The organism is Agrobacterium tumefaciens (genome assembly GCF_013318015.2).
Taxonomy (GTDB): Bacteria; Pseudomonadota; Alphaproteobacteria; order Rhizobiales; family Rhizobiaceae; genus Agrobacterium; species Agrobacterium tumefaciens.
On sequence record NZ_CP115842.1, the window covers coordinates 408,104 to 422,961 of the forward strand.

Consider the following 14,858-nt stretch of genomic DNA (forward strand, 5'->3'; position numbering starts at 1 on the left):
TTCTGTAGTTTTTTTATCTTAGATTCAATGAGATACAGATATTAGCCATTTCAAGCTGACTCTCCGGTCAAAATCAGCTGAAAAATACCCCCGGGTTAAAGTATTTCCCCGGTCAGAATGCGTGACTCCGCACAATTATCGGCAATTAAAGGCCGTCCGCCAGGCCACAGGGTAGAAAGAAAAACCCCGGCAATAAGCCAGGGTTTCATATCAGTGACAGGGCTCGTCTCAGGCAGAGAGCCTGCGGCCGCTTGCGACCAGCATACCAGCCGCACCTTCCAGCCAGCCGGCTTTGAGTTCAAGCGCCAGAAAACGGCTGCGCTCGAACGGGCCGGGCATGATCAGGTGCTGGGCCTTATCGGCAAAAAAGCCGAAGCGCTCATAATAGGCGGCGTCGCCGACCAGAAGAATTCCGCCATGGCCACGTTTGGTTGCCTCGGAGATTGCTGCACGCATCAGCGCCGAACCGATGCCCTTGCCTTCATGGGCAGCATCAACCGCAAGCGGGCCAAGCAGCAGCGCTTCGACAGCGCGGCCTTCGCGCGAAATGCCAGCTTCGACATTCCACAGGCGCACCGTGCCGATGACATGGCCGTCCTCGTCACGCGCAACGAGCGCCAGACCTTCCGCTGGCACACGGCCGGCGCGCAGCTTTTCGGAAGACTTGCGGCGGCGGCCAGCGCCCATGGCGCGGTCGAGCAGGTTTTCACGGGCAACGACATCGCCCGGATTTTCCTGATCGACATGAAATGTCTGCGGGGTGAAAAATGCACGTACCGAATTCAGAAGAGCGGCCATCTCTCGGCCCTCCATCACACAACCGCCCACACGCGGCCCTTGATCAAAAATGGTGGAGCCGTTCCGGCCCGCCGACACGCTTTCCTCGGCTGGAAGAGGAGCAGCAAGCAGGGATTTGCGCAACAGCACAATCGGCAAAGCCGGAACGGAAGCTTGTTCGAGACGCCGCCTTACTCAGCGGGCGGCGTTCGGATCAGATGACGTAGGCTTTCAGCGGCTCGAAACCGTTGAAGGCAACCGCCGAATAGGTCGTCGTATAGGCACCTGCGCCTTCGATCAGAACCTCGTCGCCGATGGTCAGAGAGACCGGCAACGGGTACATGTTCTTTTCGTACAGCACGTCGGCGCTGTCGCAGGTCGGACCGGCGAGAACGCAAGGCTCCATCTCGTCCTGATCGCGCTCGGTGCGGATCGGGTAGCGGATAGCCTCATCCATCGTCTCGGCGAGACCGCCGAACTTGCCGATGTCGAGGAACACCCAGCGATGGTTGTCGTTGTCGGACTTGCGCGACACGAGAACAACTTCCGCCTTGATGACGCCAGCGTTACCCACCATGCCACGGCCCGGCTCAATGATCGTCTTCGGGATCTGGTTGCCGAAGTGCTTGCGCAGCGCCGTGTCGATAGCCTGGCCGTATTCTTCGGCAGCAGGAACGTCGCGCAGGTACTTGGTCGGGAAACCACCGCCCATATTGACCATCTGCAGGTGAATACCCTGCTTGGACAGCGAAGCGAAAACGCGCTTGGCATCGCCCAGCGCTGCATCCCATGCGTCGAGATTCATCATCTGCGAACCGACATGGAAGGAAACGCCGTAGGATTCGAGGCCCAGCTGATGTGCATAGACCAGAACATCAACAGCCATCTGCGGTACGCAGCCGAACTTGCGCGACAGCGGCCATTCGGCACCTTCACCGTCCGTCAGCACGCGGCAGAAGACGCGCGCGCCAGGAGCGGCACGGGCAACCTTCTCGACTTCCTCATGGCTGTCGACGGCGAAGAGATCGATGCCGAGCGCGTAAGCGCGGGCGACATCGCGTTCCTTCTTGATGGTGTTGCCGAACGAGATCCGGTCGGACGTTGCACCTGCATCAAGCGCCATCTGGATTTCAGCCACGGAGGCGCAATCGAAGTTCGAGCCGAGCGAAGCAAGCAGCTTCAGGATTTCGGGAGCCGGGTTTGCCTTGACCGCATAGTAGATCGCGCTGTTCGGCAGGGAATGGCGGAACGCGTTGAAATTGTCGCGCACAACGTCGAGGTCGACGACGAGGCAAGGGCCTTCGGGACGTCGGGTCTTGATGAAATCGAGAATGCGTGCAGTCGTCATCGATATATTCCCTATAAAACCGGCTCCGGAAAATCCGGAGGACAAAGGACGCTCGAGATATGCATACGAATCAGCCGGTGGAGGCGCAGAATCGATAGCATACGCTCAAGGCGCAAATATGAATGACGCCCTGCCAGAGCATCATTCGGCTTTGTCTGCCATCGATTGGAGGGAATGACCCGACCGCACTTCAGGCAATGATGGTGTGCCTCTTCAGTACCCCGGCTGATGGAAAGCCGGCAGAGAACCAGAAAGGCCCGCACCGTCGTTGCTTCATATGTCCTCGCATTTCCCGGTTGGCCGGAATAGCGACTGGAGGGGTTAGTTCCAGGTACCTTACCGAACTCCTCACCACATCGAGGACTCGGCGGACACACATGGGCACGTGCGACTTTGGGCAGCACGGGAGATAAGAATATTCGCCGTCATAATCAAGAGGATTTTTTCACCATATAGCGGATTTTTTCGGCAACCATTTTACGGGTTGAACAGTCGCGCCTCAGCGTTCAATTATATGGAACGAACCGGAGGATTTTCATGGACACGCTCACCCGCATCCGCGCCTTTATCGACGTTGTCGAAGCGGAGGGTTTTTCCGCCGCTGCCCGCAAGACCGGGCGTTCCAAGGCGCTTTTGTCCAAATATGTCCGGGAACTGGAAGATGATCTCGGTGCACTGCTTCTCAACCGCACCACCCGGCAATTCTCGCTGACGGAGGCCGGCCATACGTATTATCGCACCGCCTCTGACATTTTGAAGGAGATCGACAACCTCGCCGATCTGGTGCGCGAGAAGAATGCCGATCTGAAGGGCAAGCTCAGAATATCCGTTCCGCGCACCTTCATCGACGCCGATGTTGGCCAGAGCCTCATCGATTTCGCCAAGGAAAATCCGGAACTGTCTCTGGAAATCGTCGCCGATGACCGATTCGTCGATCTGATCGAGGAAGGGTTCGACCTTGCGATTCGCATTACACGGCTGGAAGATTCAGGCCTCATCGCCCGCAAGATCTCCGATTTCCGGGTCTATGCAGTAGCAACGGCGGATTTTGTCGCCAGACATGGCCCGCTCAATGGTCCGCAGGACTTTTCCCGCGTGCCCTTCATCATCGACACCAACACCCGCTTCCACAACACCGTGCGTTATCTTGAAGCGGATGGCGGCTCGAACTCCGTTACCATCAGTGGACCGATCGAGGTGAACAGCCCGCAGGCGACACTCCGGGCCGCCCGCGCAGGGCTTGGCATCGCCATGGTGCCGGACTTCATTGCAAGACCCTTCATCCAGTCCGGCGAGCTTGTGACCCTGTTCGACGACTATATTTCCAAAGACCGCGGCATATATGCCGTCTACCCCCACCGCCGTTACCTTCCCGCCAAAGTGCGCAGCTTCGTGGATTATCTCTCGGCGTGGTTCAGGAAAAATGGATGAAGAGCGGGGGAGCGGTATAGTTTCCGCCGACCTTCCCCTGGTCGTGCCGTATTTAATCCGGCATCGAGCCGCGGCGCGCCCGCGCCATGAATGACTCTATCGCGATCAACGACCTGATCGCGCTGCACCCCGAATCTGGTCCGGGGTGCAGGAGTGCGGATGCAACGCCTGCCTTTCAGCGGGGCGTTGCATAGCCGGAAACAACTTATCAGAACGGCGAATCCGGGAAGTAGAACTGCTTGGCATTGTCCTTGGTGATGAGCGTAGCGTCGAGAATATACTCGCCAGCAACCGGCACCTGATCGTAAAAATGACCAGCCGTAAGCTGCATGGCGGTCGCCACCATCGCCGGCGGATAGAGCACGTCGACCGGAATTAGCTTGTCGCCGTCCATGACGCGCTTGATCATGTCCTTGGAACCGGCGCCAGCAACGATATACTTGATATCGGTGCGTTTCGCCTGCTGGATTGCCTCCAGCACGCCAACCGCCATGTCGTCGTCCTGACACCAGACCACGTCGATCTTCTTGTATTTGGTCAGGTAGTCCTGCATCACGCGGAAGGCGTCGTCGCGGTTCCAGTTGCCGTACTGGCGGTCGAGAACCTTGACGCTGGAGCCGGCAATTCCCTTGTCGAAACCATCCTGGCGCTGCTGGTCGATCGGGATCGGCAGACCGCGAATGACCACCACTTCCGCATCAGGCGTGGTTTTCTTGATGTATTCGCCTGCCACTTGTCCGAGTGCCGGATTGTTACCCGCTACATAGAGATCGCGGATCGAATTGTCGTTGACGCTCGGCGCGCGGTCGACGAGCGCGACAAAGGTGCCCTTGTCCTTGATCTCCTTGATGGCGTTGACGAGCGGATCGGGATCAGACGGCAGCACGACCAGTGCGTCCAGCCCCTGCACGGCAAGGTCCTGAAGCGCGTTTGCCTGGTTGGCGGCATCCGGCGAGGTCTTGACGATGACGTTCAGACCCGGATGCTCCTTCATCAGAAGCTTTGCCACCCGTTCGGCATGGTAAACGACGCCCGCCGTCCAGCCGTGGTCGGCCGCCGGAATGGATACCCCGATCGTTACCTTCTTCTCCTGCGCATGGGCAGAACCCGCAAGAACGGCAGCCAACGCGACAAATGCCACGCCGATGAATTTTCTACGCATAGTCTCTTTCCTCCCAAGACCGGGGCGTTCCTCCTGTTTAAACCGCGCATGCCCCAGATTGCGCGGCCAGATGTCTCATCGATCGTCCGGCTATCTGCGGCTGAGCGAACGCTGCACCAGCATGGCGATGATGATGATCGCGCCCTGAATGGCACCGATCAGATATTCGCTGACGAAGTTCGACAGGATCATGATGTTGCCAACGATTTCCAGAATGAAGGCGCCGCAAATCGTACCCCAGATGCGGCCCACACCACCCCGTAGCGCCGTGCCGCCGACGACGACGGCGGTGATGGCCTGCAACTCCCACAACATGCCTGTAGTGGCCGAAGTGGAGGCAAGACGCGGCACGTAAAGCAGGACGGCAACGGCGACGCAAAGCCCCTGAACCACATAGGCAATCGTGCGGACTCGAGCGACCGAGATACCGGAGTAACGCGCCACATCCTCGCTGGAACCCACCGCCGTCAGATGCCTGCCGTAACGAGTACGGTAAAGCACGAAAGCGGCGATGGCGGCAGTGACGAAGATGACGATGACCGGCACCGGCACACCGATCACATTGCCGAAATAGACCGGGCGATAAAGCGTCTGGATTTCCGGGTTGCGCAGCGTGATCGCGCCACCCTGCGACAGCCAGGTGGTCAGCCCACGATAAATGCCCATGGTGCCAAGCGTGGCGATGAAGGGCTCGATGCGGCCGATGGTGGTGATGAGGCCGTTTGCAAGCCCGCAAGCGGCGCCGATGGCGATGGCCAGCGCCATGGCGGCCAGTAGCATCACCAGCGGATTGGCAATAACGCCACTGTTCATGAACAGGATCATCAGGCTGGCAACGAAAGCCACCATCGCGCCGACGGAGAGATCAAGTCCGCCGGATGTGATGACATATGTGGCGCCGAGCGCAATGATGGCGATGAAGGCGCTGCGGGTAACCACGTTCAGCAGATTGTCGATACCGATGAAATTCGGATTTGCGACGGCGCCGAGAACCAGCAGCAAAGCCAGCGCCACAAAGGGCGCAACGGCGCGCAGGTCCCAGTCTTTCGAGGTCTTCGGCGTTTTGCCGTTATCAAGTGCGGCCTCAGTCATATTTCCCCTCAATTGTCTTTTCTTCAGGCCAATCTGCCGGGACATCAGCCCTCAGGCAAATTCCTGCGTGTGCACGCCAGTCGCGAGTGCCACGATATCGTTTTCGGTCATGCGTTCCCCCGTCACCTCGCCGACGATCCTGCCGGAGCGCATTACAAGGACGCGGTCGCAGATGCCGATCAGTTCCGGCATCTCCGAGGACACGACGATGATCGACCTGCCCTCGTCTGCGAGCTTTGCTATGAAACGGTAGATCTGTTCCTTGGTGCCGATATCGATGCCGCGTGTTGGCTCGTCGATGATGACGATCGATGGATCGAGCAGCATCATCTTGGCGAGCAGCAGCTTTTGCTGGTTACCGCCGGACAGCTGGCCCGCGAGCAAGTCCTTACTTCCCGTGCGAATATCGAAATCACGCACCGCATCATCGAGCGCTGCCTTCTCTCGACGAATATCGATCTGGAACAGGCGGCTGAATTTCCTCAGCGAGGCGAGTGTGAGATTGACCCGCAAATCCTTCGTCAGCAGCAATCCCTTGCCCTTCCGATCCTCGCTCAGATAAACGATACCGGCCTTCAGACTGTCTTCCGCCTTTGCAAAATGCACAGGCTTTCCGAGATGGCGGATCGTCCCCCGCCCTGGACGCAGGCCAAGCACGCCCTCCATAAGCTCCGTTCTGCCCGCGCCGACGAGACCAGCAAAACCGAGGATTTCGCCCTTTCGCAGGCTGAAACCGGCATCCTGCGCATAACCGGGAACGGTGAAATGCTCCACCTGCAAGACAGGCTCGTGCTCGCCACCGGCGTTCCTGTCCGGATAGAGCTTGGCGACATCGCGTCCCACCATCAACCGCGCCATATCGGCAGGCTCAAGCGCCGATATTGGGTGGGAGCCGACCAACCTGCCATCGCGCAGAACAGTCACACGGTCGGCAATCTCCTTCACCTCCGGCAGGCGGTGCGAAATATAGAGCACGGCCACGCCTTTTGCCCTTATGTCCCTGATAACGTTCAAGAGCGCATCGGTTTCAATGGGCGTGAGGCTTGCGGTCGGCTCGTCGAAAATGACGACGCGATGCGGCACGAGCAGAACGCGCGCTATCTGCACCAGCTGGCGCTGGGCAATCGACAGGCTGCCGACGACGGCATCGGGATCGATCGTACCGCCGAGATCGGCGATAGCCCTCAGGGCGCCGGCACGCATGGCGCGGTCGTCCATCATCGGGCCTTTGCACAATTCGCGGCCCAGATAGATGTTCTGAGCCACCGTCAGATCCGGGGCCAGCAATATTTCCTGATGCACGAGAACGATGCCGCGATGTTCAGCGTCGACAGGTCCGCTCAACGTAACTGCCTCGCCATCGATCCTGATTTCCCCACTCGAAGGCTTCTCATTGCCCGCAAGCAGTTTCATCAACGTCGATTTACCAGCGCCGTTCTCGCCAATGATGGCGTGAACTTCGCCGGCGCGCACGGCAATCTCTATATCCTTCAGAACCTGGACGGGACCGAAAGACTTGGACAACCCGACAGTCCGTATAAGGACCTGATCTGGAGATTCCTCAGCAAAAGCCATGTGTCGTCACCGGTACGCGGTGCGAATGAACGGAGCTTGCCCCTCGATTTTACTTGAAATCATCATGCACGAACTCCTCCCAAAGCTCTTGGGAAGAAGCTAACGTCCGTTTTGAGGTACGTAAAGCAAATTTCGCTGGTCTTTTAGAATACACTCAAATTTGACCAGGACGATGGCGCCTAAAGGCTAAAAAATAGGCGGCCATGGTCCCGCAGAGCGTTGGAAATCCTCAGTGAGGCAAGGCACCCACGGGATGCCTGTGGCTAGAGAAGGCGCTTCAGGGAGCTGGCTTCCGGTTGCGGGGAGGCCTTCGTTGTATCGCTGTTGTCGGCAGACCTGTTGCGCATCGCGGCGTAATAGGCGTTTTTCTGCTCGTACATATGCATGTCTGCACGGCGCACCAGCGATTCCATTGTCTCTCCGGCTTCGCTGGTTGCCACGCCCAGCGAAAGACTAAGCGGCGCATTGGAGTAGAACTGGTTGTTGATCTTCAGCAGTTCGTAAATGGTATCCACCATCGCCGCGGCGATCTGCTTGTCTGCGCCGGGCAAAAGGATCGCAAATTCATCACCGCCAATGCGCGCCGCATGGTTTGGCGCAGTAACGACACCGTTCAGGACTTCACCAAGGCGCCGCAACAGCGCGTCGCCTGCGTCGTGCCCGAGCTTGTCATTGGCGTCCTTGAGGCCATTGAGATCGATGACGATGGCCGAAACGGGCCGGATCGTGCTGCGTTCCAGCCTGTTCATTTCGTCCGAATAGAAGGCGCGATTGTGCAGCTTGGTCAGCACATCGTGCTTGCCGAGATATTCGAGATAGGCTTCCGCCTTTTTCCGCGCCGTAATATCAGTCAGCGCCACCTGCACCAGTGACCAGTCACGTTCGTGGCCCGGAAAAACAGAGAAATGCAGCAGCACGTGCCGCTCTGAACCATCCAGCGCGTAGTTCACCACTTCGCGATGATGGTTAAGATTGCCGTTCCACAGCTCCATCAGCTGTTCGCGGAAGGGCTTTTCCATTTCACCCCGGAAAATATCGCCAAGCCGCTGCAACAGAACCTGACGGTCGGGTGCACAAAACAGGTCGAGTGTCGCCCGGTTGACGTCGATCACGCGGATTTCGCTCATGCATTGGCGCACGAATTCGGGATGCACATCCATGAACACCCGGAAGTCGATGATGCCGCGTTCCCTGACCTCCTCGATCAGACGCCGAACCCGGCTGAAATCCTCCACCCACAGGGAAACGGGCGAATGTTGGAACATGCCTTCAGCATAACGGCGGTTGAAAAGCTCCTTGCGGCGAGCCTCCTCACGTTCCGTCACATCCTCTGTGGTCAGCAGCAACCGCCCGAGTGTCTGTTCGTAGCCGGGTATGACCGCACCGCGCAGCTGGATATCCAGCCGCTTTCCGCCAATCGAGTAATTGACGGCGTTGCTGGTGAATTCGGTTTTTCCAGCCCAAAGTTCGGAAAGCTCGTTCACATGGCTTTCAAGCATGTCATCGCGGAAAATCCGGTGCAGATTATCTATCAGATGCGCCTTGTCCCGCGCTTCGAACAGTTCAAGTGTCTTGGCATTAACCTGCACGACGCGGATTTTCTGCGAGCACGCCGCCACCCGCGACAGATCTTCCAGCAAAAACGCCCGGATGTCCTCGACGCCCTGCGCCCGCCAGATATCGAACTGGCTTTTCACCTCGCTGAAATCCTCGATCCACATCGCCACAGGGGCAAGATTGAAGATATTGGTATCGATCGTTTCAATCATACGGGCAGTCTTCTTCAGGATAATAAGGGCGGATGCCGAATGCCGAAATCGTGCGAGACAGCGATGACTGACCGCATATCTGGATTTATTAGGGATATTCGATCCAACGCAAGCCTTTATCGCGCAAGCCAAGGGATTGCGCGATAAATCTCGGTTTCGCCAAGATTCCGCCCGTTACCAGAGCTTCACGTGGCGGTTCACATCCTTGTAGAGCAGGTAGCGGAAACGGCCCGGCCCGCCTGCATAGCAAGCCTGCGGGCAAAATGCGCGCAGCCACATGAAATCACCCGCCTGCACTTCCACCCAATCCTCGTTCAGCCGGTAAACCGCCTTGCCTTCCAGCACGTAAAGACCGTGCTCCATGACATGGGTTTCCATGAAAGGAATGGTAGCGCCCGGCTCCAGGCTGACGATGTTGAGGTGCATGTCGTAACGCACGTCGTCGGGATCGATAAACCGGGTGGTCGCCCATTTGCCGTCCGTATCGGGCATCGCCGACAGAGCGTGTTCATCTTCATGCGTGAAGATCGCCGGCGGCGGCTCCAGCCCGTCCACCGCCTGAAACGCCTTGCGGACCCAGTGGAACTTGACCGGTGCCGTGCCGGAATTGCGCAGCTGCCAGCGCGAGCCGGCGGGCAGGAAGGCGAAGGAGCCGGTCCGCAATGCATGCTGCACGCCCTCAAACTCCACGGTCATTTCACCATCAACGACAAAGATCGCCGCTTGCGCCCTTGCGTCCGGCTCCGGCCGCTCGCTGCCGCCGCCAGGCTGCACTTCAACGATATATTGCGCAAAAGTCTCGGAAAAACCGGTCATCGGTCGGGCGATGATCCAGGCCCGGGTCCCTGTCCAGTGCGGGAGCACGCTCGTCACGATATCGGACATGACGGTTTTGGGGATGACCGCATAGGCAGTCTTGAAAACAGCCTTGCTCGACAGCAGTTCCGTCTGCCCCGGCAGACCGCCCATATCCGAATAATATTTCTTCATTTCAGCCATTCCATTCTGCAACGCATTTCGCGCGAATTCTTAGGCCTGTAGCGACGTTTAATCAAATAATTATTGGCGTGCACAGGCCTTGCCGCCCGCATGGTAAAATGCGGGCGGCCTATTTCGCGCGGACATGCGAAACGAGGTTGGGCTCAGGCCTTTTTGCGCATCGTGGCATAGACGATATTGTGGTTTTCGCCGAAAAATACCTCCGCCTCGATACTTGCGGGATCGGCGCTGGCGTTGACGATCCGCCACATATCCGCCTTCGAACGCAACAGCAGCGCCCAGTTCATGAAGGTCTCCATGTAGCCATCGACCACAATGTCTTCGGAGAAGTTGGCGAAGAGGAACATTCCGCCGGGCTTCAGCATCTCTATGCAGCGCCGCGTAAGCTTGATCGCCACCTTGTCATTCAGGTAATCGTAAAGACCGGCGGCATATACCAGATCGAATTTGCCGAGCTCGTGCGAACGCAGGACGATGTCACGCACCGAACCGTCAATCGCCTCGATGCAGCTGCCGTTGAAATCGCGGGCAACGGAACCGACACTCAGGGGATCTTGATCAAGCGCCACCCAGCGCCGGATCTTGCCCTCTTTCAAGGCCACGGATGAATCCGCCTCGCGCAGATGTCCCGATGCAATGGTGAGGATTTCCGTTTCGCTTCCATGCCGGGCCGCAGCCTCGTCAACAAACCGGGTCAGCAAATCCCGCCGCTCGCGGACAGCGACCGAGGAACTGGCGTCCTTCGTATAATCGTAGAGAGCCGCGCCAAGCGGCGTTGCGTTCTTCACCTTATCGGCAACGCTGTCGTGACCGTAGATGAAGTCGAGAAGCTGCGCATCGCCCGAATAGCCCCGCGGCTTTTCGAACGACCAGCGCGTGAAGGGATCTTCCAGAAAATAGTCCGACACGGAGTGATTCTGCACCAGAGGAATCAGTTCAGCCCACACGCTTGAGTGGAGCTTTTCGCGCAGGCCATGCAGTGCGCCAGCCGTTCGATGTATTATCTCATGTGCTGAAACACCATTTTCGAACTGCTGTTGTGCCAATTCGAGAATGATCGCGATCTCTGCTTTCGCAACTGCGAAATGCTCATCGAACGCTTCCGTTTTCCGCGCAAAAATCTCTTTTGCGACAGTATCAGGAGTGATCAGACTTGCCCCGTCCAGATTTCTTTTCTTTACCTGCCTCACTTCAGCCTCCAGTATTAACACATTGTTAACTATACGTTTCTGGGAGACGGAAGGCCACTCGCTTTCGATTTTTGAGCAGTGTAGGGATACATTAGTTTATTAGCGTATTTTTTTGGTCACACTCGTGGACCGGAGGAGAAAGCGGATACGCGATTTAGTGAAACTTAATGTTGCGAGCGTATGATGCGCTCTTGCTTTTCATGTTTCCGCCCGCATGGAGAGAAATCGGCAGGAAATCGCGCTTAGCGTGAAAGTACACGCAAAGGTCGAATAAGCAGTTACTTGATAAAGTATACGCAACACTATGGGAAAGTGCATGAAGCACACGTTAGGCGAGGTGAGTGGACAGCAAGAATATCGGCGGCCGGACGCCCGGTTTTCTGATGAACTTCTTGCCCTTTACCAGCAGGAAGGTGAGCGTAGCCGCCGGGGTTCGATCAGGCGGGGCCTGTGGACGGCTGTTTTCATCTATCTGCTATTTGCCATTACCGACATCATTCTGGTGCCCGACGTCGCCTTTTACACCATAATCGCAAGAGTTATCGTCGTCCTGACGTCCCTGCTGACGCTCGAAATTCAATTGCGCATGGGCGCGAGCACCGCAGCACTTGACCTCACCTGCGCCACTGCGCTCGTCATGGGCTATATTGGCTGGCTTGTGCCCTCGCTCTTGACCGACAATCTCGAAAACATGTCCTATTACATGGTTTTCGGGGCGATCTTCATGATGGGCGCCAATCTGTTTTTCACCTTCCGCTTCCATCTTTCGCTCGTGTCATCGGGCATCATTCTCGTCACCTACTTTCTGGCGGCGACGCAGTTTCCCGAAGATGCGTTCTACAAGCTCGCTTTCGGCACCTTCTATATCTCCTGCTTCGTCTTCACCTCTTACGTGAACTGGAACCTGAACCGGGAACGCTACCACGTTTTTCTCAACGCACTGGAAGCCAAGGCCCAGCAGAAAGCGGCGGACGAGCGCGGGCAGGCGCTGTTGCGGCTTTCAAATACCGATTCCCTGACAGGCCTGCAGAACCGCCGCGCCATCGACCAGCATCTGCGCCTGTTGTGGGACAATTGGAGCAAGAAGGGGGAAGGTTTCGCCGTCTTTCTGATCGACGTGGATTTCTTCAAGAAATACAATGATCGCTACGGCCACCAGGAAGGCGACAAGTGCCTCGTGACGGTGGGCAACGCCCTGCAGGACGCGATCATCGACCATGGCGCCTCCATCGGCCGTTATGGCGGTGAGGAGTTCATCGTACTCGCTCCGTTCAAGTCCAGACAGCAGGTGGGTGAGCTTGCCGAAACCATCCGCCACACCGTCGAAGACCTGTCGCTTTCGCACGATCAGCGCCGGGACGGAACCTTCATCGTCACCGTCAGCATTGGCGCGTCTTTCACCCGTCCCAATCCGGATGGCAAGCTCGAAAAGATCATCAACGAGGCCGACCGGGCGCTTTATATCGCCAAGGCCAATGGCCGCAATTGCATGAAGCTGTTCGATCCGGACGATCCGCAGACCAGCGACGAAACCGAAAATATCGCCGCACTTCTGAAAATCGCTGTCGCGGAAAACCTCGTTTCTCTCGTCTATCAGCCGATCCTCAACATATCGACCAACGAGACGGCAGGAGCCGAAGCGTTGATGCGGCTTCGCCTGCTCGACGGTGGCTCCGTTTCGCCCGGCACCTTTATCCCGATTGCCGAACGCACCGGCACGATAATGGAGCTCGGTCTCTGGACCATAAAGACCGCCTGCCGGCAGATACTGGCCGATGACAAGGTATCGGTGGTCAGCGTCAACGTATCGCCGATGCAGCTGAAGAACCCTGGTTTTGCCACTTCGGTCGCAGCGATCCTCGTTGAGGCGGGGATTGCCGGCGGCAGGCTGGCGTTCGAGATCACCGAGGGTCTGGATATGGAGATGCATTCGGATGTATTACGCTGTCTGAACGATCTGAAGACGCTCGGCATAAATATATGGCTGGATGATTTCGGAACCGGATTTGCGGGCCTTTCCTGGCTGCGGATGACGGATTTCGATACCGTAAAGATTGACCGCTCCTTCCTGCATGACAGCAAGACACCCCGTGGCCGGGCGATGTTGCAGGACATGATCCGTCTCATCCGCAATCGCGGCCACAAGATCCTTATCGAAGGCGTAGAGACGGAAGAGCAGCTGAGACTCGTGCGCCAGCTCGAGATCGATTATGCGCAGGGTTATTATATCGGACGCCCGGTCGTCGCCAAAAGGCTGAATGTGGCGACTACCCCCTACCCGCAGCCCAAAATGCTACAGCGCCCCGCCTGACGATGCGATGGCGGTGGCAAGCCGCCGTCACCGACAGGCCCCGTCTTAGTGATATGCGGGCGGAATGATCGAGAATTTTGCCGCAAGTTCCGAAAACGCAGCACGCGTGACGGGATCGACAGGTGCGCCCTCCCTCTCCCGCTTTGCCGCTACCGCCCATTCACGATCGCCCGGCGCCATGACCTTGCAGTCCTCCCGCGCTGGCGATCCCCGCAGTACCTCGAGATAGCGTTTCATGCCCTCGTCGAACACTTCGCGCTCAAGGAAGGCTTCGGGCTTCAACGCCAGGACGAAGGCCCCAAGCCCGCGCGGCTTGGAAAAATCTGGCCCCGACATTGGGGCGATATCGAAACTGAGCTTCATGCCGCTGAGAACGGCGCTAAAGATTTCCACCATTCCCGCAAGCGCCGCTCCCTTGAAACCAAAGGCACCGCCCAGCGGAGCCAGCATTTCAACGGCATTGGGGTTCTGCGTGTCGATACCGTCGCCATCAGACGCAACTCCTTCCGGCAATTGCTGTTCCAGGCTGCGGTAAAGCAGAACCCGGTTATAGGGCACGGCGCTGGTGGCCATGTCCAAAAGCCAGGGCATGTCATCGGCTGCCGGCACGCCGACTGCAATGGGGTTGGTGCCGTGGAAACGCATCGCGCCGTCATGCAGGCGCACGAAACTGTCGGAGTTGCAAAAGGCAATGCCGATATACCCCTGCCGCGCCGCCTCCAGCACGTAAGCGCCAGCGGGGCCGAAATGCGAGGAATTCCTGATCGCAACGGCGCCGATGCCGAATTTCCCAGCAAGCGCCATGGCGCTGTCCATGGCCGCATAGGTAGCGCGGGCGCCATGGGCATGGTCGGCATCGATCGTCTCCACTGCGCCGAAGCCGGACACGCGGCTGATCTGCGGCCGCGGATTGAGACGCCCGCCTTCAAGTCCTGCGATGTAGTGAGCAAGAAGCCGAACGCCGTGGCTGTCTACGCCCAGCCGTGTGCCATGCATCATGGCGCGGGTCGCCGCATCGGCGGTTTCATCATCGGTGCCGACAGCCAGGAAAACGGAACGGCAAAACCGCTCCAGTTCATCCAGCCTTGCGAGGACAGTGATATTTTCATTGCTGTGCGACATCAGGGGAACCTCCCGATTCCAGAATCCATGCCGCACAAGCTAGTCACGGGGCGCGTTTTTGCAATCGAATATCGCGCCCCGA

At 57.8% G+C, this 14,858-nt stretch carries 11 protein-coding genes; 2 read left to right on the plus strand and 9 right to left on the minus strand.

Translation table 11 applies throughout. The features are described from left to right. Positions 1-228: 228 nt before the first annotated feature. Entirely contained in the window at positions 229-798 is a 570-nt protein-coding gene (locus G6L97_RS15435; RefSeq protein ID WP_013761478.1) for a GNAT family N-acetyltransferase, read from the minus strand. A gap of 193 nt (positions 799-991) precedes the next feature. Further along, positions 992-2,125, minus strand: coding sequence for an ornithine/lysine decarboxylase (odc2, locus tag G6L97_RS15440; protein WP_003510663.1), 1,134 nt, complete (start codon positions 2,123-2,125; stop codon positions 992-994). Between the two features lie 537 nt (positions 2,126-2,662). Between odc2 and G6L97_RS15445 the strand changes: the two genes are divergently transcribed. Continuing rightward, positions 2,663-3,556, plus strand: a complete 894-nt coding sequence (locus G6L97_RS15445; protein ID WP_003510664.1) for a LysR family transcriptional regulator — start codon at positions 2,663-2,665, stop codon at positions 3,554-3,556. Positions 3,557-3,764: 208 nt separating this feature from the next. On the opposite strand, the gene G6L97_RS15450 is transcribed toward G6L97_RS15445, so the two are convergent. From G6L97_RS15450 to G6L97_RS15475, 6 genes are all read right to left on the minus strand, one after another. Then, complete coding sequence (locus G6L97_RS15450; protein ID WP_003510665.1) at positions 3,765-4,718, minus strand: substrate-binding domain-containing protein; 954 nt, start codon at positions 4,716-4,718, stop codon at positions 3,765-3,767. Positions 4,719-4,808: 90 nt separating this feature from the next. Continuing rightward, entirely contained in the window at positions 4,809-5,810 is a 1,002-nt protein-coding gene (locus G6L97_RS15455) for an ABC transporter permease (protein ID WP_112199101.1), read from the minus strand. Between the two features lie 51 nt (positions 5,811-5,861). After that, positions 5,862-7,385 (minus strand): sugar ABC transporter ATP-binding protein, encoded by a 1,524-nt coding sequence (locus tag G6L97_RS15460; RefSeq protein ID WP_003510667.1) that lies wholly within the window; start codon positions 7,383-7,385, stop codon positions 5,862-5,864. A 263-nt stretch (positions 7,386-7,648) separates the two neighbouring features. Next, complete coding sequence (locus G6L97_RS15465; RefSeq protein WP_174003327.1) at positions 7,649-9,154, minus strand: sensor domain-containing diguanylate cyclase; 1,506 nt, start codon at positions 9,152-9,154, stop codon at positions 7,649-7,651. A gap of 174 nt (positions 9,155-9,328) precedes the next feature. Beyond that, entirely contained in the window at positions 9,329-10,153 is an 825-nt protein-coding gene (locus G6L97_RS15470; protein ID WP_019564590.1) for a bifunctional allantoicase/(S)-ureidoglycine aminohydrolase, read from the minus strand. 143 nt (positions 10,154-10,296) lie between these two features. Beyond that, complete coding sequence (locus G6L97_RS15475) at positions 10,297-11,343, minus strand: class I SAM-dependent methyltransferase (RefSeq protein ID WP_112524279.1); 1,047 nt, start codon at positions 11,341-11,343, stop codon at positions 10,297-10,299. A gap of 316 nt (positions 11,344-11,659) precedes the next feature. Here G6L97_RS15475 and G6L97_RS15480 point away from each other — a divergent pair, with 316 nt between their 5' ends. Continuing rightward, positions 11,660-13,654 carry a putative bifunctional diguanylate cyclase/phosphodiesterase gene (locus G6L97_RS15480; protein ID WP_174003329.1) on the plus strand — a complete coding sequence of 665 codons (1,995 nt, stop codon included), beginning with the start codon at positions 11,660-11,662 and terminating at the stop codon, positions 13,652-13,654. 45 nt (positions 13,655-13,699) lie between these two features. Here the strand turns inward: G6L97_RS15480 and G6L97_RS15485 are convergent, their stop codons facing one another. After that, positions 13,700-14,776, minus strand: coding sequence for an Ldh family oxidoreductase (locus tag G6L97_RS15485; protein ID WP_019564593.1), 1,077 nt, complete (start codon positions 14,774-14,776; stop codon positions 13,700-13,702). Between the last annotated feature and the right edge of the window lie 82 nt (positions 14,777-14,858).